This window comes from Flavobacterium gyeonganense (assembly GCF_029625295.1).
Classification (GTDB): Bacteria; Bacteroidota; Bacteroidia; order Flavobacteriales; family Flavobacteriaceae; genus Flavobacterium; species Flavobacterium gyeonganense.
The window spans coordinates 740,082-760,874 of record NZ_CP121112.1 but is presented as its reverse complement, the minus strand read 5'-3'; the positions used below and the strand labels follow the sequence as shown (position 1 = coordinate 760,874).

The following is a 20,793-nucleotide window of genomic DNA, read 5'->3' as shown; positions in this document are numbered from 1 at the left end:
TTCAATATCTTTAATGCAAATTTACATTAAATTTATATTTAGGAGTAACAATATCTAAGTTGAAACGTCTTACTAAAAAACTAAAACCGAAATAAATTTGGAAACCATACTTACAATTGAAAATCTTCATAAAAGATATGGGCGGATTCAGGCCTTGAAAAATATATCTTTTGAAATACTAAAAGGACGCGTTTATGGTATTTTGGGGCCAAACGGAAGTGGGAAATCAACCACTTTAGGAATTGTTCTGAATGTTGTAAACCGAACATCAGGTAATTATAGCTGGTTTGGTGGTAAAATGAAAACCCATGAAGCTTTAAAAAAAGTAGGCGCAATAATAGAGCGCCCTAATTTTTATCCTTACATGACCGCCGAAGAAAATTTGAAGCTGGTTTGTAAAATAAAAGGCATTGATTATTCTAAAATAAATGAAAAGCTTGATCTTGTTGGTCTGACAGAAAGGAAAAACAGTAAATTCAGTACTTTTTCTTTAGGAATGAAGCAGCGTCTGGCTATTGCTTCGGCACTTTTAAATGATCCTGAAATTTTAATTTTGGATGAACCTACAAATGGTTTAGATCCTCAGGGAATTCATCAGATTCGGGATATTATTAAAAAAATTGCTTCACAGGGAACGACTATTCTACTGGCTTCACATTTATTGGACGAAGTTGAAAAAGTGTGTTCGCACGTAGTGGTTTTGCGAAAAGGGGAGATGCTATATTCTGGCTCAGTAGATGGCATGTCTGTAAATGAAGGTTTCTTTGAGGTTCAGTCAGAGGACAATGAAACTTTGAAAGCTATTTTGAATGAACATCCTGCAGTTGACAGAATTGCTGAAGAAGAAGGGAAAATTTTGGTTTATTTAAAATCTGAATTGTCAGCTTCTGAACTAAATAAATTTTTATTCTCAAAAGATATTGTACTAAGCCATTTAGTGAAGCGCAAAAACAGTTTAGAAGCCCAGTTTTTAGAATTAACCCAAAATGCCAATGCTCAAAATAACTAAACCATGAACAGACTTATTTCAATAGAATTCAAAAAAATCTGGAAAAATAAAGCCAGTAAAGTATTGACCCTAACATATTTCATTTTACTTTCATTTATAGCTTTAATTGCGTCAATAAAATTTGATTTAGGAATTTTTAGATTCCACTTAGCAGAAATGGGGATTTTTAATTTTCCTTTTATTTGGCATTTTAATACATATGTAGCCGCATGGCTGAAATTTTTTCTGGCCATTGTAATAGTGTCTATGATGGCTAACGAATATAGTTATGGTACTTTAAAGCAAAATTTAATTGATGGGCTTAGCAAAAAAGAGTTTGTGTTGTCTAAATTCTTTACAGTTGTTGTTTTCGCATTTTGCTCTACAATATTCGTTTTTTTAATGAGTCTTACTTTAGGACTTTGTTTTTCATCTTATACTGAATTTGGAATTATTTTTACTGATTTAGATTATCTTCTGGCTTTTTTTATAAAGTTGACGGGTTTCTTTTCTTTTTGTTTGTTTTTAGGGATTTTAGTAAAACGATCTGCTTTCGCATTGGGTTTTCTTTTGGTTTGGAGCATATTGGAAGGAATTGTGAAAGGTATTTTAGTATTTAAAATATTTCCTGACAGTTCTATTGGATATACTATTATGAAGTTTTTTCCATTAGAAGCCATGTCAAATTTAATTGTTGAACCATTTACAAGATTGTCAGTAATTAAAACTATTGGTACTCAAATGGGAGTTGAAAATGTGAAGGATTACAGTGTTGACTATTTATCTGTTTTAATTGTTCTGGTCTGGACATTTTTGTTTGTTTATTTTTCATACAAACTATTGAAAAAAAGGGATTTGTAGTGCTTTGAATAATTTATTTTTTTTCGGATTATTGGAATGTATTCTTAGAATAGTGTTGTAAAAAAGCGGTAAAAAAATGCTTTGATTTTAAAAGTAATGTAAAAATCACTACTTTTAAAATATGCTAAAAAATATACTTTTATATCTTTTTTTACTATTTGTACCTTTTCCGGGTTTTTCGCAATTTAGTAAAACGCATTATATTCCGCCTGTAGTGGCTTCAGTAGGTATGCCGGTAGGTCAGCAATATATTTATATTTCTACTCCAAGTTTAACCCCGGTTAATTTTATAATAAACGAAATAGGAGGAGCATCTTTTAAAGGAATAGTTTCGAGAGATGTACCTTATATATTTGATATTAATGCGCATAATTCAAAACAATTCGTTCTTGAAGAGTTTGATGTAAGCAATATTCAGTCAAATAGGGGTTATACTATCGAAGCAGGAGACGTTGTGTATGCCACATTACGTATTACTGACAGAACTGGAAATCAGGCAAGTGAAATAGTTTCAAAAGGGCTGGCAGCCCTGGGAACGCAGTTTAGAATTAGCGGCTTTACCAATAAATTAAATGAAGGTTATTCAGATAGACATTTGACATTCGCATCTGTTTTAGCTACTGAAAACAATACTACAATCAATTTTAAAGACATTAAAACAGGTGCTGTCCTGATTAATAATACCCTTACCGGAAACTCACTTTCGAGTATTACTCTCAATAGTGGTGAAAGTTATACTATTGCAGTAAAAGGCCCTCTGCCTGCTAATAATGATGCACTTATTGGTGCGTTAATTACATCAAACAAACCTGTAGCTGTAAACTGTGGTTCCTTTGCAGGATCTAATGGAGAAATAAGGAATAATGTAGATTTAGGTTTTGATCAGATTGTTTCGGCAGAGCGAACAGGAACTGAGTATATTTTTATTAAAAGTACTGGCTCAGAAAATGTAGAAAAAGTCATTTTAATTGCTCATGAAGATAATACTGAAATATTTTTAAACGGTACTGCAACACCTGATTATACCATTAATGCCGGTGAATATGTTTCCCTTTTAGGCTTTGATTACAATACTCAGGGGAATTTGTATGTGCGCTCCAGCAAAAACATCTTCGCTTACCAGAGCATAGGTGATGATTTAAGAGGGGACGAGGCTAATCAGGAAATGTTTTTTGTTCCGCCTTTAAGCTGTCAGACTCCAAAATCAATCGATAATATTCCGGCAATTGAGTCAGTTGGTAATCGCGTTTTTAAAGGCAGGGTCACACTTACCACTAAAGCAGGATCAGATTTAAATTTTATAGAGAATAAAATACCTTATACTTTAGAAGCACTCCGTAGAAAAGTAAATGTTTTAGGACCAACTGCTGTAACAGGAAATGCTGAATATGAATGTTATGTTATAACCGGACTAACCGGAGATGTATCTGTTTTTTCGACTTCGCAATTGTATTTAGCGGCATATGGAAGTGATGATGCAGCAACATTTGGAGGTTATTACTCTGGATTTACTTTTAAACCCGAAATCAATTTTCAGCAATTGAGTGTAACCCAATCAGGCTGTATCCCGAATGTGAGGCTTAATGTGAGTTCTGTAGCTGGGTTTGACATGTTTCAGTGGTATTTTAATGATGTAGAAATTCCAGGGGCTACTTCAAACAGCTATTTACCAACGCAGCCGGGATATTACAAGGTAAGAGCGACCTTATCAGCTTGCGGGACTGAATTTTTTTCGGATGAAATTCCCGTAAGTGATTGTCCTGCAGATAGGGATAATGACAAAGTCAATGATAATATAGATCTTGATAATGACGGGGATGGAATAGCAAATTGTACTGAATCGTTTGGAAATCAGAATATAGATCTTTCTAAATTAACTTTAAATACTATTTCCATTGGTGGTACTTATGCGAATTCATTTGCTGGAACAATAACTACTTCAGCAACATCTAGTCTTGTGCCCTTTTTAGGAAGTCCTGATGGAAGTTTTGTTAGTGAAGTACCAGCCGGAAAAACAAATTGGATAAAATATACGATGACTTTCGCTCACCCTGCGTCAATAGCACTGGATTATATTTCAGTAGGAAATGCTGCTGATTTACTCAATTCTACAGCGGAATATGTGGTGAGTTCAGAAATAAATAAAACAGTAACGGTATTAAATCCAAACAACCAATTATTGATCGACACTAATTATGATGGTTTTTATGAAAGCGGTGTAACTGAATTTTCATCTTTTGAAATTCGTTTTAGACTAAATGGTGCTGCCCCATTAGCAGCTGGTACAGGAACTTTTAAATTTTTAACAAATGACTCTAAAATAATTAGCTTTAAACATCAAAACCTTTCTGATATATTATTAAATAGAACATCTTTAAAATTCTATTTGGTTTGTGTTTCTAAAGATTCGGATAATGACGGAATTCCGGATCAGTTAGATCTGGACAGCGATAATGATGGTATTCCTGATGCTGTTGAAGCACTAGGTGTAAATTTAAAAGTAGTTTCTAATATTGATACCAATCATGACGGGATTGATGATGCTTTTGGAGACGGAATGATACCTTCGGATTTCGATAATGATGCTATTCCTGATTATTTAGATCTGGATAGCGACAATGACGGAATTTATGATTTGATTGAATCCGAAAGTAACGCTGCAGATGTAAATAGGGATGGTGTAATAGACGGGAATAATTTTGGTTCAAACGGACTGGCTAATGCTGTGGAAACTACTCCTGAAAGCGGAAAAATAAATTATAGCATAACAGATACTGATTTAAACAACATTTATAATTATATCGAACTAGATAGTGATAACGACCTTTGCCCTGACGTTACAGAAGCTGGATTTATGGATAGTAATAATGATCATTTTTTAGGATTTGCTGCTCCTCCGGCAGTAAATAAAAATGGGATCGTTACTAGTGGGACTGGTTATAGTAGTCCAAATTTAAATTATACAATTCCTGCGCCTATTATTATCGATAAGCAACCAGAAAACAAATCGGTTTGCGAATTACAAAACACTGTTTTTACAGTTGTTGCTGCTTCAATTTCCGGTTATCAATGGCAGATTTCTACTGATGGCGGTACAAGCTGGAATGATTTGGTAAATACGGCAACATACTCAGGGGTAAATTCTTCTTACTTAACAGTTTCTAATGTTTTGAAATTAATGAATGCCTATCAATACAGAGTGTTTTTGAGCCGTACAGGCAATTCATGCGGATTATATTCGGATGCTGCAACTTTGACATTATTAGCTTTCCCAACGGTTAATTCTCCAGTAACTCTTGTACAGTGTGATGATGATATGGATGGTATTTCTACATTTAATCTAATACAGAAAAATAACTATATTTCAGTCAATTCCGCACTGGAAAAATTCAGTTATTACACCACTTTTGCAGCAGCAGAATCAAAAGATAACGCATCATTAATTGCAAATCCTTTAGCTTATAATACTTCTGATAGAGTTATTTATGTTCGTGCTGAAAATGCAAATGGTTGTTTTAGTGTGTCACAATTAAATCTGTTTGTTTCAGTCACTCAAATACCGAATAGTTTTCAAATTGCTGATTATCAGATTTGCGATGATTTTATTGATGGAATTAGTACAGATACAGATGGTGTTTCGGCTTTTGATTTTAGTAATGTAACACAGGAAATTAAAAATATGCTCCCGGTACCAGCATCAAACTACACAATAAATTATTATAAAAATGAAACTGATTTTCTGATGGAAACAGATGCTTTCGGTAATTCATTGGCAATTCAAAATATTGCAAATTATCGCAATATTGGATATCCAAATAAACAGAAAATATGGGCCAGGGTTGAAAATTCTTTGTCAAATGAGTGTTTTGGATATGCAACTTTTGAGTTAGTAGTAAATCCATTCCCAAATATAGATTTAAACATTGACGGCCTGGAAAATGAAATCGTCTGTACTAATTTACCTGAATTTATGGTCAAACTTGAAGCGGGAATTAATGACGGTACGCCAATAAATGAGTATACCTATCAATGGTTTTTGAATGGAAATACCATCTCCGGAGCTATAAATTATTCAATTGAAGTGAATAAGCAAGGAGAATATAGCGTTGAAGTAAAAAATACAAATAATTGTTCGAGAACCCGAATTATAAAAGTCACAGCATCGGATGTTGCCGGTATTAACGAAATTAAAATTAAAGATTTAAGCGACAATAATTCAGTTCTGATAGCTGTAAATGGACCTGGACATTATGTGTACAGTATTTCGGATTCAGATGGTCCTTATCAGGATTCAAATGTGTTCCAAAATGTTGATATTGGTTTTCATAATGTTTATATTAAAGATATGAATGGGTGCGGAATAACTGAAAAAGTAATTGCAGTTCTCGGAGCTCCAAAGTTTTTTACTCCAAATGGGGATGGTCATAACGATACCTGGAATGTAAAAGGCATAAGCAAGGATTTTTATTCTAAGTCAATCATTTATATTTTTGACAGATATGGAAAAATGATCAGCCAAATTTATCCTTTAGGTTCGGGGTGGGATGGTACATTTCAGGGAATCCCGATGCCTGCTGATGATTATTGGTATTCTGCAAAATTTGAAGATGGGCGTGAAGCAAAGGGACACTTTAGTCTGAAAAGATAATTTTTGAAATTCCAATAAACATATCTTAAAAAAAGAATCCCAAACTCCATGATTGGAATTTGGGATTTTTGTTATTGAAATTTAAATATAAATTAGATTTTATATCTTTTTCTATCAGTTTCACTTAAGTAAATTTTTCTTAAACGAAGAGATTTTGGAGTGACTTCAACATACTCATCTTTTTGGATGTACTCTAAAGCTTCTTCTAATGAGAATTTAATAGCAGGAATGATTCTCGCTTTATCATCAGCTCCTGAAGAACGTACGTTAGAAAGTTTTTTCGTTTTAGTAACGTTAACCGTCATATCGTCGCTTCTTGTATTTTCTCCAATTACCTGGCCTTCATAGATATCCTCGTTTGGATCAACAAAGAATTTACCACGATCTTGTAATTTATCGATAGAGTAAGGAATTGCTTTTCCGTTTTCCATAGAGATTAACGAACCGTTGTTACGTCCAGGAATTTCTCCTTTGTATGGTTCGTATCCGATGAAACGGTGTGCCATAATAGCCTCACCAGCAGTAGCAGTAAGCAATTGATTTCTTAAACCTATAATTCCACGGGATGGAATGTTGAATTTAACAATCATACGCTCACCTTTGCCTTCCATAGAAAGCATTTCTCCTTTACGAATAGTAACGAATTCAACCGCTCTACCTGAAAGGTTTTCTGGTAAGTCGATTGTTAATTCCTCTATTGGCTCACATTTCACACCATCAACTTCTTTGATGATAACCTGTGGCTGACCAATTTGAAGTTCGTACCCTTCTCTTCTCATTGTTTCAATAAGAACAGATAAGTGAAGTACACCACGGCCAAAAACCATGAATTTATCAGCAGAATCAGTTTCTCCTACTTTCATTGCCAGGTTTTTTTCAAGCTCCTTGGTTAATCTTTCACGGATATGCCTAGAAGTAACAAATTTACCTTCTTTACCAAAGAAAGGAGAATCGTTAATGGTAAACAACATACTCATTGTTGGCTCATCGATAGCAATAGTTTGTAAAGCTTCAGGATTTTCGAAGTCAGCTATTGTATCACCAATTTCAAAACCTTCGATACCAACTACAGCACAAATATCACCAGCTACAACTTCTTCAACTTTTCTACGGCCTAGACCTTCGAAAGTATGTAATTCTTTAATTCTTGATTTGATGATTTTTCCATCTCTTTTTACCAAAGAAATTGGAGATCCTTCTTTTAGGATACCTCTTTCAAGACGTCCGATTGCGATACGACCTGTAAAAGAAGAGAAATCTAAAGATGTAATCAGCATTTGAGGAGTACCTTCAGAAACTTTAGGAGCTGGTACATTTGCGATAACCATATCTAATAATGGTTCAATGTTTTCTGTTTGATTTTTCCAATCATCAGACATCCAGTTGTTTTTAGCAGAACCGTAAACAGTTGGGAAATCTAATTGCTCTTCAGTAGCACCTAATTCGAACATTAAGTCGAAAACTTTTTCATGAACTTCTTCCGGAGTACAGTTTTCTTTATCAACTTTATTGATAACTACACAAGGCTTAAGACCTAAATCAATAGCTTTTTGTAATACAAAACGAGTTTGTGGCATTGGACCTTCAAAAGCATCCACAAGTAAACATACACCATCGGCCATGTTCAATACACGCTCTACTTCACCTCCAAAATCGGCGTGGCCTGGAGTGTCAATAATATTGATTTTTGTCCCTTTATATTGAACAGAAACGTTTTTAGAAGTAATAGTAATACCTCTCTCACGCTCTAAATCGTTATTATCAAGAATTAAATCACCTGTGTTTTCGTTTTCACGAAATAACTGACAGTGATACATAATTTTATCAACCAAAGTGGTTTTACCGTGATCGACGTGGGCAATAATTGCAATGTTTCTAATAGATTCCATCTGTGATTTTTAATGGGCGCAAAGGTACACTTTATTTTGATAAAAAAAACGTTTTGAAGATAGTTTACGTAATGCCAGCGAATTAGTTTAACGAAATAGTAATAATTCAATAGATTTAAACACACTTCTGTTTGGTGCAGTCTGGTTTATTTGCCTATATTTGAGTAATGAAAAGTAAACCTAAACAAATTACGCTGATATATATTATCATTTCGTTATTTATGGCTGTCTTGTGTCATAAATTACTGGTTTGCTACGCTTTAAAAGCTGAATTCTTTTATCTTAGTTTTATAAAAGATATCATTTATATATTTTTTACCGGAGTGGTTTTTAATTATATTTTATCTAAAAATGAAAGTAAGAATATTTCCATTTTAAAGAAAATGCAGCTTACTAATGAAGAGATTAAAGAGTCTAATGAAAAGTATGATATAGTTGCAAAAGCTACCAGTGATACCATATGGGACTGGAGAATTCAGGAAGACTACATTACATGGAATAAAGGGATTGAAAATGTTTTTGGATACAAGCAGGAAGATGTAGGAATGACTTCGAAATGGTGGTTCGATAAAATTCATCCCGAAGACAGTATCAGGATGTCTGTTAAATTATACTCTTTTATTGAACAGAAAACTGAAAAATGGCAGGATCAATATCGCTTCAGGTGTGCAGACGGAAATTATAAATATGTTTTGGACAGAGGCTTTCTCTTAAAGGATGAAAACGGCAAGGCTATCAGGATGATAGGGGCTATTCAGGATATTACGAAGCAAAAAGAAGAGGAACAGCGGCTTAAACTTTTAGAGACTGTAATTATTCAGTCTAAAGATTCTATTTTAATTACCGAAGCAAATTCTACGGATGGTAAAATTCCGAGAATTGTTTACGTAAACCCTGCTTTTTCTAAAATGTCCGGCTACGAATCCGATGAAATACTGGGGCAGTCACCAAATGTTTTTAAAGGGCCAAATTCAGATTCTGAAGCATTAAAAAAAGTATTAAAAGCGATCAAGGAAGAAAAGGAATGTCTAATTGAAACCATAAGTTACAGCAAAGATAAACAGGAGTATTGGGTTCGTTTTTCTATGATTCCAATTTTTAATTCAGAGGGTATTTTGTCGCATTGGATATCGATTCAGCAGGATATTACAGAAGAAAGAAAACTGGAAAAGGAAAAAGAGCATTTAATTCGTGAATTAACTCAGAATAATAAGGATTTAAAGCAGTTTTCGTATATAACTTCACATAACCTTAGGGCTCCGCTGTCTAATTTAATGGGGTTGTTGAATCTGATTGAGTATATACCTATCGATAATCCTGAGTTACAGGAAATTCTTAATGGTTTTTATAAATCGACGTATCTTCTAAATGAAACAATTAATGATCTGGTAAAGGTTATCATTATAAAAGATAATCCTTCGATGCAGAAAGAAATGGTTTCTCTGTCTGAGGTTTTTGAAAATGTATTTAGCCAGTTGTCTTTTCAAATAGAGACACACAAGCCTATAATAAAACTTAAGCTGGATAAAGTTCCATTACTTAATACTAATAAGGCATATATTGAAAGTATATTATTAAATTTGTTAACGAATTCGATTAAATACAAATCTGAAAATAGAAAGTTAAAAATTTCAATAACCGCTGAACAGGTTGATCAGACAGTTTTTTTGACTTTTACCGATAATGGAATCGGTATTGATTTAGAAAGAAACGGTGATAAAGTTTTCGGATTATACCAAAGATTTCATAATTATCCCGATAGCAAAGGTCTGGGTTTGTATCTTGTGAAATCGCAGGTTGAAACTATGGGAGGAACAATTACCGTTGAAAGTGAGGTTAACAAAGGAACCTCATTTATCATAACATTTAAAAATTAATTTATGCTGGAAGAAATTTTATGTATTGATGATGATCCTATTACATTAATGCTGTCTAAAAAAGTAATTGCAAAAGCGGGTTTTTCTGATTTAATCATCACAGCTCAAAATGGAGAGGAAGCTTTGTCGTATTTCAATACTCTAAAATATAGTAAAGATCAGCCGGTAAAAAAGCCACAATTGATCTTTCTGGATTTGAATATGCCTGTTATGGGAGGCTGGGAGTTTTTAGATCATTTTATAACGTCTGATTATGAGGAATTTAATTCTATTAATGTTATCGTTTTATCTTCTACAATTAATCCTGAAGATTTAGCAAAAGCAAAAAAATATCCTATTATAATTGATTTTCTTTCTAAGCCTATAACCTTGCAAATGCTTGAATACCTTAAAAATAAAATTGAACTATAATAAAAAAACGGCAATTAGATTTAATTGCCGTTTTTGTTTAAGTAAGTAATAGAAAATGAATCCTCCTTAGTTTTTTTCTTCTTTGTTGAAATATACTAAGTAGTAATACATTTGTTTTTCTTCATCCCAGCCTTTTTCGACAAATTTTTCTGCGCTTTCAGGATTAATAAAGTCCATTTTAATCTGAATATGAGTATCCAGATTAATCACGTTTTTAATCGATTTTCTGGCGTCAGAAACTGCTGCGTTAGCAATAGGGAATGAGGTAACATCTTCGATGCTGTATTTTTCTCCTTTATCGACTTTATAGTTTTTAAATTCGGGGATTAAATCAGGATTGTCTAATACTTCATTTAGGAAATTCTGTTCTTCAAACTGATCATTTTTAGCGAAATAATTCACAGATCGGTTCATAAACATTACTTCTTCTTTTTTGTCTTCTGCTGGTAAAACAACATCTTTCGCAAAGTTTTGACAGAATTTTAAATATTTTTTGGTGATAAAGTTTTCATCTTCAAAAGCATCCACAGATAAAAAGTGCTCAAGCCAGTAACGGGCATCATAACGGTTGCTGTCTACGGTTAAGATTTTGTATCCTTCTTCTTTTTTGTAATTAAAAATAAGGCATCCTTTATCTAACTTACTCAGGTTGATTCCCTGCTGTAAAATCATTTCAAGATTACTGTCTTTTTCTTCAAATTGTAAAAAATCAGATTGTAATTCGCTTTTAAAAATTCCAATCGCGTCAACTACATTGTTATCAATGCTTAAATTAGTCAAATACGTTACGTAAACCTCTCCGTTTTTAATATGCGGATGATTGGACTGTTCATATAAATGCTTCGTGATTTTTTTGAAACTTCCTGAACACTTGATGGATTTGCAAAAATTTCAGTTGCAAATTTAAACATGTCGTTGTAGTCCAGATCTACTTCGTGTGCAAACTGATAATAATTTTCTTCTTTTTCTCTAAAAGGCTTAAAAAAATACTCTTTAATTAATGGTACAATTTCATCATTTAAATTAAATGGCTGTTCCGATAAAAAAATCGCTTCATTTCGGCTTTTATTTCCTACGCGATGTATCGCCAGAGTTTCGATGTGGGTATTGAAAAGGTTTATCATATTTCTAGGTGCTGAGGTTCTAAGTTGTTAATTTAGTAAGGTTTAGTTTCTGTATTTTATTTTTTTTATAATTGAAACTAACATTCTTTCTACTTCACGGCTATCCTCGTATAAGTTATTAAAATCGTCTTCTTTTAGATACGAGATATTTTTTGCGATTTCTAATTGTGTTTGCATTTCAAATAAAGAACCAACTGAAATATTTAAAAATCGTAAAAGATCTTTGTCACTTTCTCTGCCAGATCCTTCTGCAATATTACTTGGAATAGAAATCGAACTACGTCTAATTTGTGAAGTTAATCCAAAGATTTCTTCTTTTGGAAAATTATTTGTTGAATAATAAATTTTGGTAACCAAGGACATTGATTTCTGCCAGATCAAAAGTTTTCTGAAATCACTCATTTTACTGAATTTAAATTTTAGTAAAAATAAGAAAATTCCTAAAAATAAAAAAACCTCAGAAACTTAGCCGCTCAGAACCTTAAAAAACTAATTCCAATTCTCCTCAAAACCAAAATCCTCAAAGCTGTCGTCTCCTTCGAACATGTCAAGATCGTCTTCATCTAAATCATCTTCAAATTCACCGTAGATATCATTGTGCATATCATCAGATTCAAAGTTTTTTTCTGTAGCTTCATCAGGCATTTCACCATGAGAAAATAAAGTTTCCGGATAAGTAACTCCAACTTGTTCGTCTTCGATGGCAGCCAATTCGACTAAGAAAGTCCACATGCTGATGAAATCATAAACGTATATAATCTTCGTATTTTGTTTATCTAAAATACTAGATAACGGATAATCGTTCATGGTTCTTATTTCGCCGGGAACATCTCCTGTATCAAAAAGCGGAATTTCATCTTCCTGATTCCATGTGTCATCACAAGTATAAAATGAAGCTACTTCAGAACCGTCAAAGCCAAAAGCGTTGAAAATTGCATTGTGTAAATCCTCAAGGGTATCATCTTCAAGAATTGCGATGTCTCTAAAAATATCTTCTTCGGCGTCCAGAATTACTCTAAATTTATAAACCATAATCTTTGTATTTTTGAAAAGCCAAAGGTAAAATATAAATTATGATTTATGAATTAGTAAATACGATTTGTTGAAAACATTTTAGGGAGAAATTAAAATTCACTAAAACAAATCTGTTTACTATTTTTTTACCAGTCGTTTTCTAATTTTGTGATAATGTTTATGATAAGTGCTATGGTTTGGATAAACTCTGCTTGAAGTCATGTTGTTGAATATTAGCGCTGTAATAAACAAAATCAAAACACCAATAAGGACAGGAGATAGTACATACATATAGCCCAAACTTTTTATTTTATCCGAACCAATGATCGCAATTAATGCAGTCGCTCCTCCAGGAGGATGCAGCGTTTTCGTAACCTGCATTAAAATTATAGCGAGTGAAACTGCCAAAGGTGCTGCAATCCAGATAATATCCGGCGCTAATTTATGAACCGTAACACCAATGAATGCTGAAACTAAATGCCCTCCAACTAAATTTCTTGGTTGAGAAAACGGACTCTGAATAATTCCGTATACAAGTACGCTAGAAGCTCCAAAAGAACCAATTAAATACACCGCGTCATTTCCTGAAAAATGCATCGATTGAATATAAGCCAGGATTCCAATACCGACAAATGATCCTAAAAAAGACCAAAAATGTTCTTTATAATCAACTAGAGTTTCTTTATAAAGAATGTAGCGTGTTTTGCGATATCCTCTTTTTATTTTTTGAACAGGCATTTTGTAATTTTGTTTTGCTGTAATTGATTTTTTCGTTATGTTTTTAAATACACTTTGCTGTGCGTAACATTGGTGAAGATTCTGTTAATCGATGGATTAATTAGCCTGAAATTTATTTTGTCATACCTGGAGAATAACTATATACCGTATAGGGATAAATCATTTTTGCGGTGTATTTCGAAATTAAACAAACAACAAGAATCGGAAAAAACAAGGTGTAATCGTTTGTAAGTCCGCATACCAAAAATATAGCTGTAAAAGGTGCATGAATACTGGCACTTAATACTGCTGCCATTCCGATAATCATAAAATTAACCGGAATTACATGAACCTGAAAAAAAGTATTTAAAACGGAAGCTAGCAATAATCCTAAAAAAGCCCCTATAAAAAGGCTTGGTGCAAAAACACCTCCATCGCCTCCGGAAGCTAATGTAATGGAGGTTACAATGGGTTTAAGGAGTAATATGCCAATAAAAGTTAAGGCTAAAGTAAATGTCATAATTTGGTTTGGAGCAATGAAACTGGTTTTAATTGCATGATATCCCTCGCCGTATAATTGCGGAAAAATAAACAGTGAGATACTTAAAACCGCTGAGCCGATTATGATTTTGTAATAATGCGTATCGATTTTTCCGAATTGAGATTTAAAAAACAAAACACATCGGGTTAGGTAAACAGAATTCATTCCGGCCAAAATCCCTAAAAGAATAAAATATGGAATTGCTTTTAAATGCCATGTTGTGATTGAAATGGCAAACAAAGGTTCTTCTTTTAGGATAGTAAGCAATCCAAAAGCAATAGAAACCGCTATGACATTTGATATGATAAATGCCCGGGTGACTTTTCTTGAAATAACTTCAAAAGCAAACAAAATTCCCGCAATCGGACTGCTGAATAATGCCGTAACTCCGGCAGCAACTCCTGCGCAAATTAATTCGGTTTTGTATTGACGAAAAACATTTTCTTTTTCGTGGGCTACAGACCCAATTGTTGCTGTGGCGACTACTGTAGAAACTTCGATTCCGGTTGAACCTCCAAAAATAACAGTTAACAATCCGTTTATGAAGTGAGAAGGGATTTTATAAGAAGGTAAATTTTTAGATTTAGAACCAGTACTTTCAAAAACCTCTTTGATTCCTTTATTTTCTTTTTTCTTGAAAAGATATTGTCTGAGGAAATAAATTACGGATAATCCGAAAACTGGAAAAATGATATAAAAAATAGGATTTACAGATACTTCGTGAAAGAATATTTCTTCGTAATATTCTGTGATTCTTTTAAGTGAAATTCCGAGAAAGGCAGAAAGAAAGCCAATTAATAAGGAAACAATAACTAATTTTCGAAACTTAATAAATTGATGATTTTTTTTGATTTGCGCCGTTTTGTTCATCAGACTATAAATTTTGTAGTATCGCATATTTTATGCGGATTACAAAATTAGAGAATCAAATTGGGTTTTAAATAAAAAATACTCAGTATATTATGTTAAAATTGAGAATATAAGAAAAATCTTTCGGTGTGTTTTCGGTAGCATAGCGTCGAAATATCTCAATAATAATCATCTTTCATAAAATTCAATTGGTAATAAATCGGGATCTGCGATAAAAGTAAATCGTTTTTCTGTGGTTTCATCAATCCTGATAGGTTCTGATTCAATGTTTTTAGAATTCAAAAGAGCAATAGTTTCATCTAAATTGATAACTTCAAAAGCTAAATGGCGCAAACCCACAGCTTCAGGTCTTGAAGGTCTTTTGGGGGGATTTGGAAATGAAAATAACTCAACAACATAAATGCCGTTAAGGGCTAAATCAAGTTTATATGACTGACGTTCCTCGCGGTATATTTCTCTGATAATGGTTAATCCCAAAACCTCAGTATAAAAAGTTTTAGATTTTTGATAATCAGAGCATAAAATCGCGATGTGGTGAACTTTGTTTAAGGTAAGCATTATCTATTAGATTCAGATTATTGATTTAGTTTACGAATTACTTTAGCCGGATTTCCAACAGCGAGTGAATTATCCGGAATGTTTTTGGTAACAACAGATCCGGCTCCAATAACACAGCCTTTCCCGATTGTTGCTCCCGGACAAATTACAGTGTTTCCGCCTATCCAGGTATCATCTCCAATTGAAACAGGATACGCATTCTCGAGCGTTTTTCTTAATTCAGCATCAAGTGGGTGAGACGCAGTGTAAATCTGAACATTGGGTGCAATAAATACATTTGAACCAATAGTTACAGGCGCACAATCCAAAACAACACAATTTACATTAAAATAGACATTGTCGCCGGCAATAATATTATATCCGTAATCACAATGAAACGGTGGTTCAATATAAAGTCCAGCTCCGGCATTAGGTATTAGTTCTTTCAGAATTTCTTTTGCTTTTTTAGTAACCCGATATTCTTTTACATTTAAGCTATGCAAAAGATTTTTTGCAGTTCTGCGGCCTTTTACTAATTCTGGGTCAAAAGCGTTGTAATATTCACCGCTGATCATTTTTTCTTTTTCTGTTTTCATACCCAATCTTAATATTTATTTAGTGAGCATTTTGTTTTTTATTATTTCCAAATTCCTAATTGAAGCTACAGGTGCAATTTTTACGGTAGAACTTCCTTCTGTTAAATAAAAATAATAAGAAGTATTAGTACCAATTATATAAACATTTTCAGATTTGGAATCGTTATAATTTAGTTTGTAATTGTATTTCAATTCATTTCTTTCTATTTTTTTAGAAAGAAAATAACCTCCTCCGATTCCAAATCCAAGAAAGAGAGATATTAAAATTGAACAGAGAGTTTTTATTGAAATAAGTATGTACTCATTTGTTATTTCATCTTCTGATAATAATGACTTTTTCTCAATACTTGTATTTTTTAATTCAAAAGTTTTCTGAACCCATTCTTTATGATGGTATTTTACTAACAGTTTTGGTAGTTTATAATGCAGTATAAATATCAATATAATGCATATCATGAAAATAGGATGTGAAGTTATTGTTGCTATAGGACTTATCAAAATATCCATGATTGATGAATATGGAGTAATATTTATACCGAGTTGGTAATAATATATACTCTCCTTAATTATTCCTAAAATCACAAGAAAAATATAACCTAAAGGAAGTAAAGTCTGAAGTTTTTCAATGTTTCTCATTGTTATCTTTTTTAAAGTATTTTCTTCAAAATAACAATCTGTCCTAAATGGTAAACATCGTGCTGAATGATTCCGTGAATATGTTCGTAATAGGTGTGATTATTGTTGGCATATATTTTTGCTAAATCAGCATCATCAAAATCTTCAAAAAAGTATTCCAGGCTTCCTGTGATTTTGCCAGGTTTTGAAGTGACTGCTCCCAGGCTGCTTCAGATGGATCCAGAACAGGCACAAAATAGTTATGATCCGGAGTGATGATTACTTCTCCCTGCATACGTTTTAAAATGTTTCTTCTCCATTGTATAAGATGATTCACGATTTCCCAAATCGTATTCAGATTAGGATTTACTTTCCTGTACGCCTGTTCGGCAGTAACATCTCTTAAGGTATGTGCTAAAGTAACTTCCAGCCATGGATTTCCATTATAAATGGACTGATATAGATTTGAAATTCTCTTACTTTCTGACATAATAATGTTTTTTTCAATTTATAGCTAAGATACAAATTAGTATTTTACAACTCATCCCCAAAAATCTACAATTGGGTTATTTAATATTTTTTAACAAGAAAAGTTAAAATACATTTGCTTCATCAAAATCAAAAGAAGACATGAAAACCAAATTATTTTTAACAATACCCTTTTTATTTTTTGCAGCATTTATTTTCGCTCAAAATACTATTTCAGGAAAAGTTCTTGACCAAAAAGGAAAACCGGTTGTTGGTGCCAATATTTATTTAGACGGGACTTACGATGGAGCAACGAGTTCTGAAACAGGAGAATTTTCTTTTGAAACTACTGAAACAGGAAATAAGTTTTTGGTAGTAAGTTTTTTGCTTTTCGAAACATTCAAAACAGAAATTGATGTAGCCAATTATAAAGACCAAACGATTAAATTAAGAGAGAATATAAATGCTCTTGACGCTGTTGTTATTACTGCAGGAACTCTGGAGTCAGGGGATAAAGCGAGAGTTTCAGTTTTAAAACCTCTGGATATTGTGACAACAGCAGGTTCTGCCGGAAATATTATAGCAGCACTACAGACTTTGCCGGGAACACAAAGTGTTGGTGAAGACGGGCGTTTATTTGTACGTGGAGGTGAAGCAAACGAAACACAAACTTTTGTAGACGGAATTCGAGTAGCACAGCCATACGGTGCAACAACTAATAATTTACCAACCCGAAGCAGATTTTCTCCTTTCTTATTTAGCGGAATCGCTTTTTCTACCGGAGGTTATTCTGCTGAATATGGTGAAGCTTTATCAAGTGTTTTGCTTTTAAATACGCAGGATGAAGAAGATCATGAAAAAACTGATATCGGATTTATGACGGTTGGTTTGAGTTTAGGAAACACACAAAAATGGGAAAAAAGTTCCTTAAGTGTAAATATGATGTACGTTAATCTGGCACCTTATCAGGCGGTGATTCCACAAAATGTAGATTGGAATAATCCGTATCAGTCTTTAGGAGGCGAAACAGTTTACAGATATAAATTTACAAACGGAATTTTCAAACTTTACGCTTCTTTCGATTCAGAAAAATTCGATTTAAATCAGAAAAATATCAATTTTGAAAACCCGATCAGAACAGATATGAACAATAATAATTTCTATCTGAATTCATCTTACAAAGGAAGTATCGGGCCAGGATGGCAGCTGACATCAGGAATCAGTTATGGTTACAGCAAAAACAAATTGAAATATGATATTACTGGTATTGAGAGTCAGGAAAATGCGGCGCAGTTAAAACTAAAATTATCAAAAAAGGTTTCCAATTATTTTAAATTGTCTTTTGGTGCTGATTATTTTATTACCAAATACAACGAAGATATTGCTACTGCTACATCTTTTGAAAACGGTTACGATTCAAATATTTTTGCATCTTATGCAGAAGGAGATGTTTCATTCTCTAAAAATTTAGCTTTGAAAGTTGGTTTAAGATATTCAAACAACAGTTTATTAAACGAAAATAATATTGCGCCAAGAGCTTCCTTAGGTTATAAACTTTCAAAAACGAGTCAGTTTTCTTTTGCTTACGGAGATTTTACTCAGACTCCGGTCGTGGATTATATTAAATATTCAAAATACCATCAGTTTGAAAGCGAAAAAGCAAGTCATTATATTTTGAATTACACGTTTTCAAAACCAGGACAATTGCTTAGAACAGAGTTGTATTATAAAAATTATAAGAATTTAGTTCAGTACGATACCAGGGATATTCAGTACAATTCGGTTTTCAATAACAACGGTTCAGGTTACGCAAAAGGTTTCGATTTGCTTTGGAGAGATAGTAATTTGTATAAAAATTTAGAATATTGGATTTCATATTCTTATATTGATTCAGAAAGACAATACAAGAATTTCCCAAATATGGTAACACCAAGTTTTGTGGCCAATCATAATTTATCAGTTGTAACGAAATATTTTATAACAGACTGGAAATCGCAAATTGGATTTACAAACAGTTTCAGTTCAGGACGCCCGTATAATGATCCAAACCAAACACAGTTTATGAATGGAAAAACAAAATCATATAACAGTTTAAGTTTTAACTGGGCATATTTATTGACCACACAAAAAATCCTCTATTTCTCTGTTTCAAATCTTTTAGGAACACAAAACGTTTTCGGATACGATTATGCCAGAAATCCGGATTCAAGCGGAGTTTATCAAAGACAAGCTATAGTTCCAACCGCAGACAGATTCTTCTTCGTAGGCTTCTTCTGGACCATTAGCCAGAACAAAAATGAGAATCAGTTAAAGAATCTTTAAGAGGTTTTCAGACAATAAATACTCAGCTGCTAAGAGAAAAAACTTAGTTCCTCAGAAACTTAGCATCTTAAAAAAACAATTCAGTAACCAAAATCAACAACTCAGTATCATTTAATTTAATAAGACTAAAAACCAGCATACTTTTGAAGTATAAATTAATAACCAGAGTTTTAATCATCAATAAAAAAATAAAATCGCAGAACCTTAGTAAATCAGAAACTTAAAAAAAGAAATCATGACCAAAATTATTACCCTTACTATCTTGTTTATATGCAGCTTAATGTCTGCTCAAAATGTAAAATTAACTGTTACTGTTTCAGGTGTAAAAAACAATACGGGAGCTGTTAAAGTTGGATTATATAATTCAGAAGGAACTTTTCTTAAAACAACTTACAAGAGCCTTGCTTCTGAAATTAAAAATAACAAAGCAGTTGTAATATTTAATAATCTTCCTGCTGGCGAATATGCGATTTCTACTTATCACGATGAAAATAATAATGGGAAACTTGACAGAAACGCAATGGGAATCCCATCTGAAGATTACGCAGCTTCAAACAATGCGAAAGGATTTATGGGGCCACCTTCCTATGCAGATGCTAAATTTACTGTTGGTAAAGACTCTAAAATTGAAATTACATTATAAAAAACTAATCCTGTTAAACCATTAAATAACTTATAAAATGAAAAAGATCATCACATTAATCACACTATTTGTAGTGGTAATAGCTTCAGCTCAGACACAATTTGAAAAAGGAATGGAGAAGGCTTTCGGACTTTGGAAAGAAGGAAAAAACGACGAAGCTTCAGCAATGTTTGAAAGAATTGCAGCAGCAGAAAAAACCAGCTATCTTCCAAATTATTATGTTGCATTAATCAATACCACATCTGTTTTTACTGAAAAAGATAAAACAAAGATCGATTTGTTACTGACAAAGGCACAAGATGCTTTGGATAAGGAAATCATAAAAGATCAGAACAATGCCGAGTTATATGTTTTGCAGGCTTTGATTTATACAGGATATGTTGTCGCTGACCCAATGACAAACGGAATGAAATATTCGGCAAAAGTGATGGAAGCTTATGCCAAAGCAAAAGCAATTGATCCTAATAATCCAAGGGCGGTATTTGGTGAGGCAGATTATCAGTTAGGGGGAGCTAAATGGACTGGTGTTGATACAAAACCACTTTGTGTACAGGTTGATAAAGCTATCGAACTTTTTGGTACATTTAAACCTGAAACCCCTTTTTCTCCAAAATGGGGATTAGAAAGAGCTTTGGAAGCACAAAAAAACTGTAAAAAATAATATTATTATAA

The 20,793-nt window shown here is 33.0% G+C and carries 17 protein-coding genes and 1 pseudogene; 8 read left to right on the top strand and 10 right to left on the bottom strand.

Annotation, left to right across the window (positions count from 1 at the left end; translation table 11 throughout):
* Positions 1-97: 97 nt before the first annotated feature.
* From P5P89_RS03145 to P5P89_RS03135, 3 genes are all read left to right on the top strand, one after another.
* Entirely contained in the window at positions 98-1,009 is a 912-nt protein-coding gene (locus P5P89_RS03145; protein ID WP_278010706.1) for an ABC transporter ATP-binding protein, read from the top strand.
* Between the two features lie 3 nt (positions 1,010-1,012).
* Complete coding sequence (locus tag P5P89_RS03140; RefSeq protein WP_278010705.1) at positions 1,013-1,849, top strand: ABC transporter permease; 837 nt, start codon at positions 1,013-1,015, stop codon at positions 1,847-1,849.
* A gap of 121 nt (positions 1,850-1,970) precedes the next feature.
* Positions 1,971-6,497 carry a T9SS type B sorting domain-containing protein gene (locus P5P89_RS03135; RefSeq protein WP_278010704.1) on the top strand — a complete coding sequence of 1,509 codons (4,527 nt, stop codon included), beginning with the start codon at positions 1,971-1,973 and terminating at the stop codon, positions 6,495-6,497.
* 92 nt (positions 6,498-6,589) lie between these two features.
* On the opposite strand, the gene typA is transcribed toward P5P89_RS03135, so the two are convergent.
* Positions 6,590-8,386, bottom strand: a complete 1,797-nt coding sequence (typA, locus tag P5P89_RS03130) for a translational GTPase TypA (RefSeq protein WP_278010703.1) — start codon at positions 8,384-8,386, stop codon at positions 6,590-6,592.
* Positions 8,387-8,553: 167 nt separating this feature from the next.
* Here typA and P5P89_RS03125 point away from each other — a divergent pair, with 167 nt between their 5' ends.
* Both P5P89_RS03125 and P5P89_RS03120 read left to right on the top strand, forming a co-directional pair.
* Positions 8,554-10,263: a PAS domain-containing sensor histidine kinase gene (locus tag P5P89_RS03125; RefSeq protein WP_278010702.1), complete on the top strand. Its 1,710-nt coding sequence runs from the start codon at positions 8,554-8,556 to the stop codon at positions 10,261-10,263.
* 3 nt (positions 10,264-10,266) lie between these two features.
* Positions 10,267-10,674, top strand: coding sequence for a response regulator (locus tag P5P89_RS03120; RefSeq protein WP_278010701.1), 408 nt, complete (start codon positions 10,267-10,269; stop codon positions 10,672-10,674).
* A gap of 66 nt (positions 10,675-10,740) precedes the next feature.
* Here P5P89_RS03120 and P5P89_RS03115 read toward each other — a convergent pair.
* The 9 genes and pseudogenes from P5P89_RS03115 to P5P89_RS03075 form a co-directional block, all read right to left on the bottom strand.
* Positions 10,741-11,798 (bottom strand): annotated as a pseudogene (locus tag P5P89_RS03115) (nucleoid-associated protein).
* Positions 11,799-11,840: 42 nt separating this feature from the next.
* Positions 11,841-12,200, bottom strand: a complete 360-nt coding sequence (locus P5P89_RS03110) for a four helix bundle protein (protein WP_278010700.1) — start codon at positions 12,198-12,200, stop codon at positions 11,841-11,843.
* Between the two features lie 87 nt (positions 12,201-12,287).
* Positions 12,288-12,830 (bottom strand): IS1096 element passenger TnpR family protein, encoded by a 543-nt coding sequence (locus tag P5P89_RS03105; protein WP_278010699.1) that lies wholly within the window; start codon positions 12,828-12,830, stop codon positions 12,288-12,290.
* Between the two features lie 120 nt (positions 12,831-12,950).
* Positions 12,951-13,550: an HPP family protein gene (locus P5P89_RS03100; protein WP_278010698.1), complete on the bottom strand. Its 600-nt coding sequence runs from the start codon at positions 13,548-13,550 to the stop codon at positions 12,951-12,953.
* Positions 13,551-13,662: 112 nt separating this feature from the next.
* A complete protein-coding gene (locus tag P5P89_RS03095) occupies positions 13,663-14,940 on the bottom strand; it encodes a chloride channel protein (RefSeq protein ID WP_278010697.1) in 1,278 nt (425 codons plus the stop codon).
* Positions 14,941-15,108: 168 nt separating this feature from the next.
* Positions 15,109-15,498, bottom strand: a complete 390-nt coding sequence (gene gloA2, locus P5P89_RS03090; RefSeq protein ID WP_278010696.1) for an SMU1112c/YaeR family gloxylase I-like metalloprotein — start codon at positions 15,496-15,498, stop codon at positions 15,109-15,111.
* Between the two features lie 17 nt (positions 15,499-15,515).
* Positions 15,516-16,073 (bottom strand): sugar O-acetyltransferase, encoded by a 558-nt coding sequence (locus P5P89_RS03085; protein WP_278010695.1) that lies wholly within the window; start codon positions 16,071-16,073, stop codon positions 15,516-15,518.
* A gap of 15 nt (positions 16,074-16,088) precedes the next feature.
* Positions 16,089-16,709 carry a hypothetical protein gene (locus tag P5P89_RS03080; protein ID WP_278010694.1) on the bottom strand — a complete coding sequence of 207 codons (621 nt, stop codon included), beginning with the start codon at positions 16,707-16,709 and terminating at the stop codon, positions 16,089-16,091.
* A gap of 121 nt (positions 16,710-16,830) precedes the next feature.
* Entirely contained in the window at positions 16,831-17,178 is a 348-nt protein-coding gene (locus tag P5P89_RS03075; RefSeq protein ID WP_278010693.1) for a DinB family protein, read from the bottom strand.
* A gap of 140 nt (positions 17,179-17,318) precedes the next feature.
* Between P5P89_RS03075 and P5P89_RS03070 the strand changes: the two genes are divergently transcribed.
* The 3 genes from P5P89_RS03070 to P5P89_RS03060 all read left to right on the top strand — a co-directional run bounded on the left by P5P89_RS03070 (position 17,319) and on the right by P5P89_RS03060 (position 20,782).
* A complete protein-coding gene (locus P5P89_RS03070) occupies positions 17,319-19,478 on the top strand; it encodes a TonB-dependent receptor (RefSeq protein WP_278010692.1) in 2,160 nt (719 codons plus the stop codon).
* Between the two features lie 235 nt (positions 19,479-19,713).
* The gene (locus tag P5P89_RS03065) at positions 19,714-20,121 is read left to right on the top strand and encodes a DUF2141 domain-containing protein (RefSeq protein ID WP_278010691.1); all 408 of its coding nucleotides are present in this window, start codon (positions 19,714-19,716) and stop codon (positions 20,119-20,121) included.
* Between the two features lie 37 nt (positions 20,122-20,158).
* Positions 20,159-20,782, top strand: a complete 624-nt coding sequence (locus P5P89_RS03060) for a tetratricopeptide repeat protein (protein ID WP_278010690.1) — start codon at positions 20,159-20,161, stop codon at positions 20,780-20,782.
* Positions 20,783-20,793 lie beyond the last annotated feature (11 nt).

What these genes read in the sequence shown, in the direction of transcription:
- P5P89_RS03140 (WP_278010705.1), top strand. Translation starts at nt 1,013, where the DNA reads ATGAACAGACTTATTTCAATAGAATTCAAAAAAATCTGGAAAAATAAA.
- P5P89_RS03135 (WP_278010704.1), top strand. Translation starts at nt 1,971, where the DNA reads ATGCTAAAAAATATACTTTTATATCTTTTTTTACTATTTGTACCTTTT.
- typA (WP_278010703.1), bottom strand. Translation starts at nt 8,386, where the DNA reads ATGGAATCTATTAGAAACATTGCAATTATTGCCCACGTCGATCACGGT.
- P5P89_RS03125 (WP_278010702.1), top strand. Translation starts at nt 8,554, where the DNA reads ATGAAAAGTAAACCTAAACAAATTACGCTGATATATATTATCATTTCG.
- P5P89_RS03120 (WP_278010701.1), top strand. Translation starts at nt 10,267, where the DNA reads ATGCTGGAAGAAATTTTATGTATTGATGATGATCCTATTACATTAATG.
- P5P89_RS03110 (WP_278010700.1), bottom strand. Translation starts at nt 12,200, where the DNA reads ATGAGTGATTTCAGAAAACTTTTGATCTGGCAGAAATCAATGTCCTTG.
- P5P89_RS03105 (WP_278010699.1), bottom strand. Translation starts at nt 12,830, where the DNA reads ATGGTTTATAAATTTAGAGTAATTCTGGACGCCGAAGAAGATATTTTT.
- P5P89_RS03100 (WP_278010698.1), bottom strand. Translation starts at nt 13,550, where the DNA reads ATGCCTGTTCAAAAAATAAAAAGAGGATATCGCAAAACACGCTACATT.
- P5P89_RS03095 (WP_278010697.1), bottom strand. Translation starts at nt 14,940, where the DNA reads ATGAACAAAACGGCGCAAATCAAAAAAAATCATCAATTTATTAAGTTT.
- gloA2 (WP_278010696.1), bottom strand. Translation starts at nt 15,498, where the DNA reads ATGCTTACCTTAAACAAAGTTCACCACATCGCGATTTTATGCTCTGAT.
- P5P89_RS03085 (WP_278010695.1), bottom strand. Translation starts at nt 16,073, where the DNA reads ATGAAAACAGAAAAAGAAAAAATGATCAGCGGTGAATATTACAACGCT.
- P5P89_RS03080 (WP_278010694.1), bottom strand. Translation starts at nt 16,709, where the DNA reads ATGAGAAACATTGAAAAACTTCAGACTTTACTTCCTTTAGGTTATATT.
- P5P89_RS03075 (WP_278010693.1), bottom strand. Translation starts at nt 17,178, where the DNA reads ATGTCAGAAAGTAAGAGAATTTCAAATCTATATCAGTCCATTTATAAT.
- P5P89_RS03070 (WP_278010692.1), top strand. Translation starts at nt 17,319, where the DNA reads ATGAAAACCAAATTATTTTTAACAATACCCTTTTTATTTTTTGCAGCA.
- P5P89_RS03065 (WP_278010691.1), top strand. Translation starts at nt 19,714, where the DNA reads ATGACCAAAATTATTACCCTTACTATCTTGTTTATATGCAGCTTAATG.
- P5P89_RS03060 (WP_278010690.1), top strand. Translation starts at nt 20,159, where the DNA reads ATGAAAAAGATCATCACATTAATCACACTATTTGTAGTGGTAATAGCT.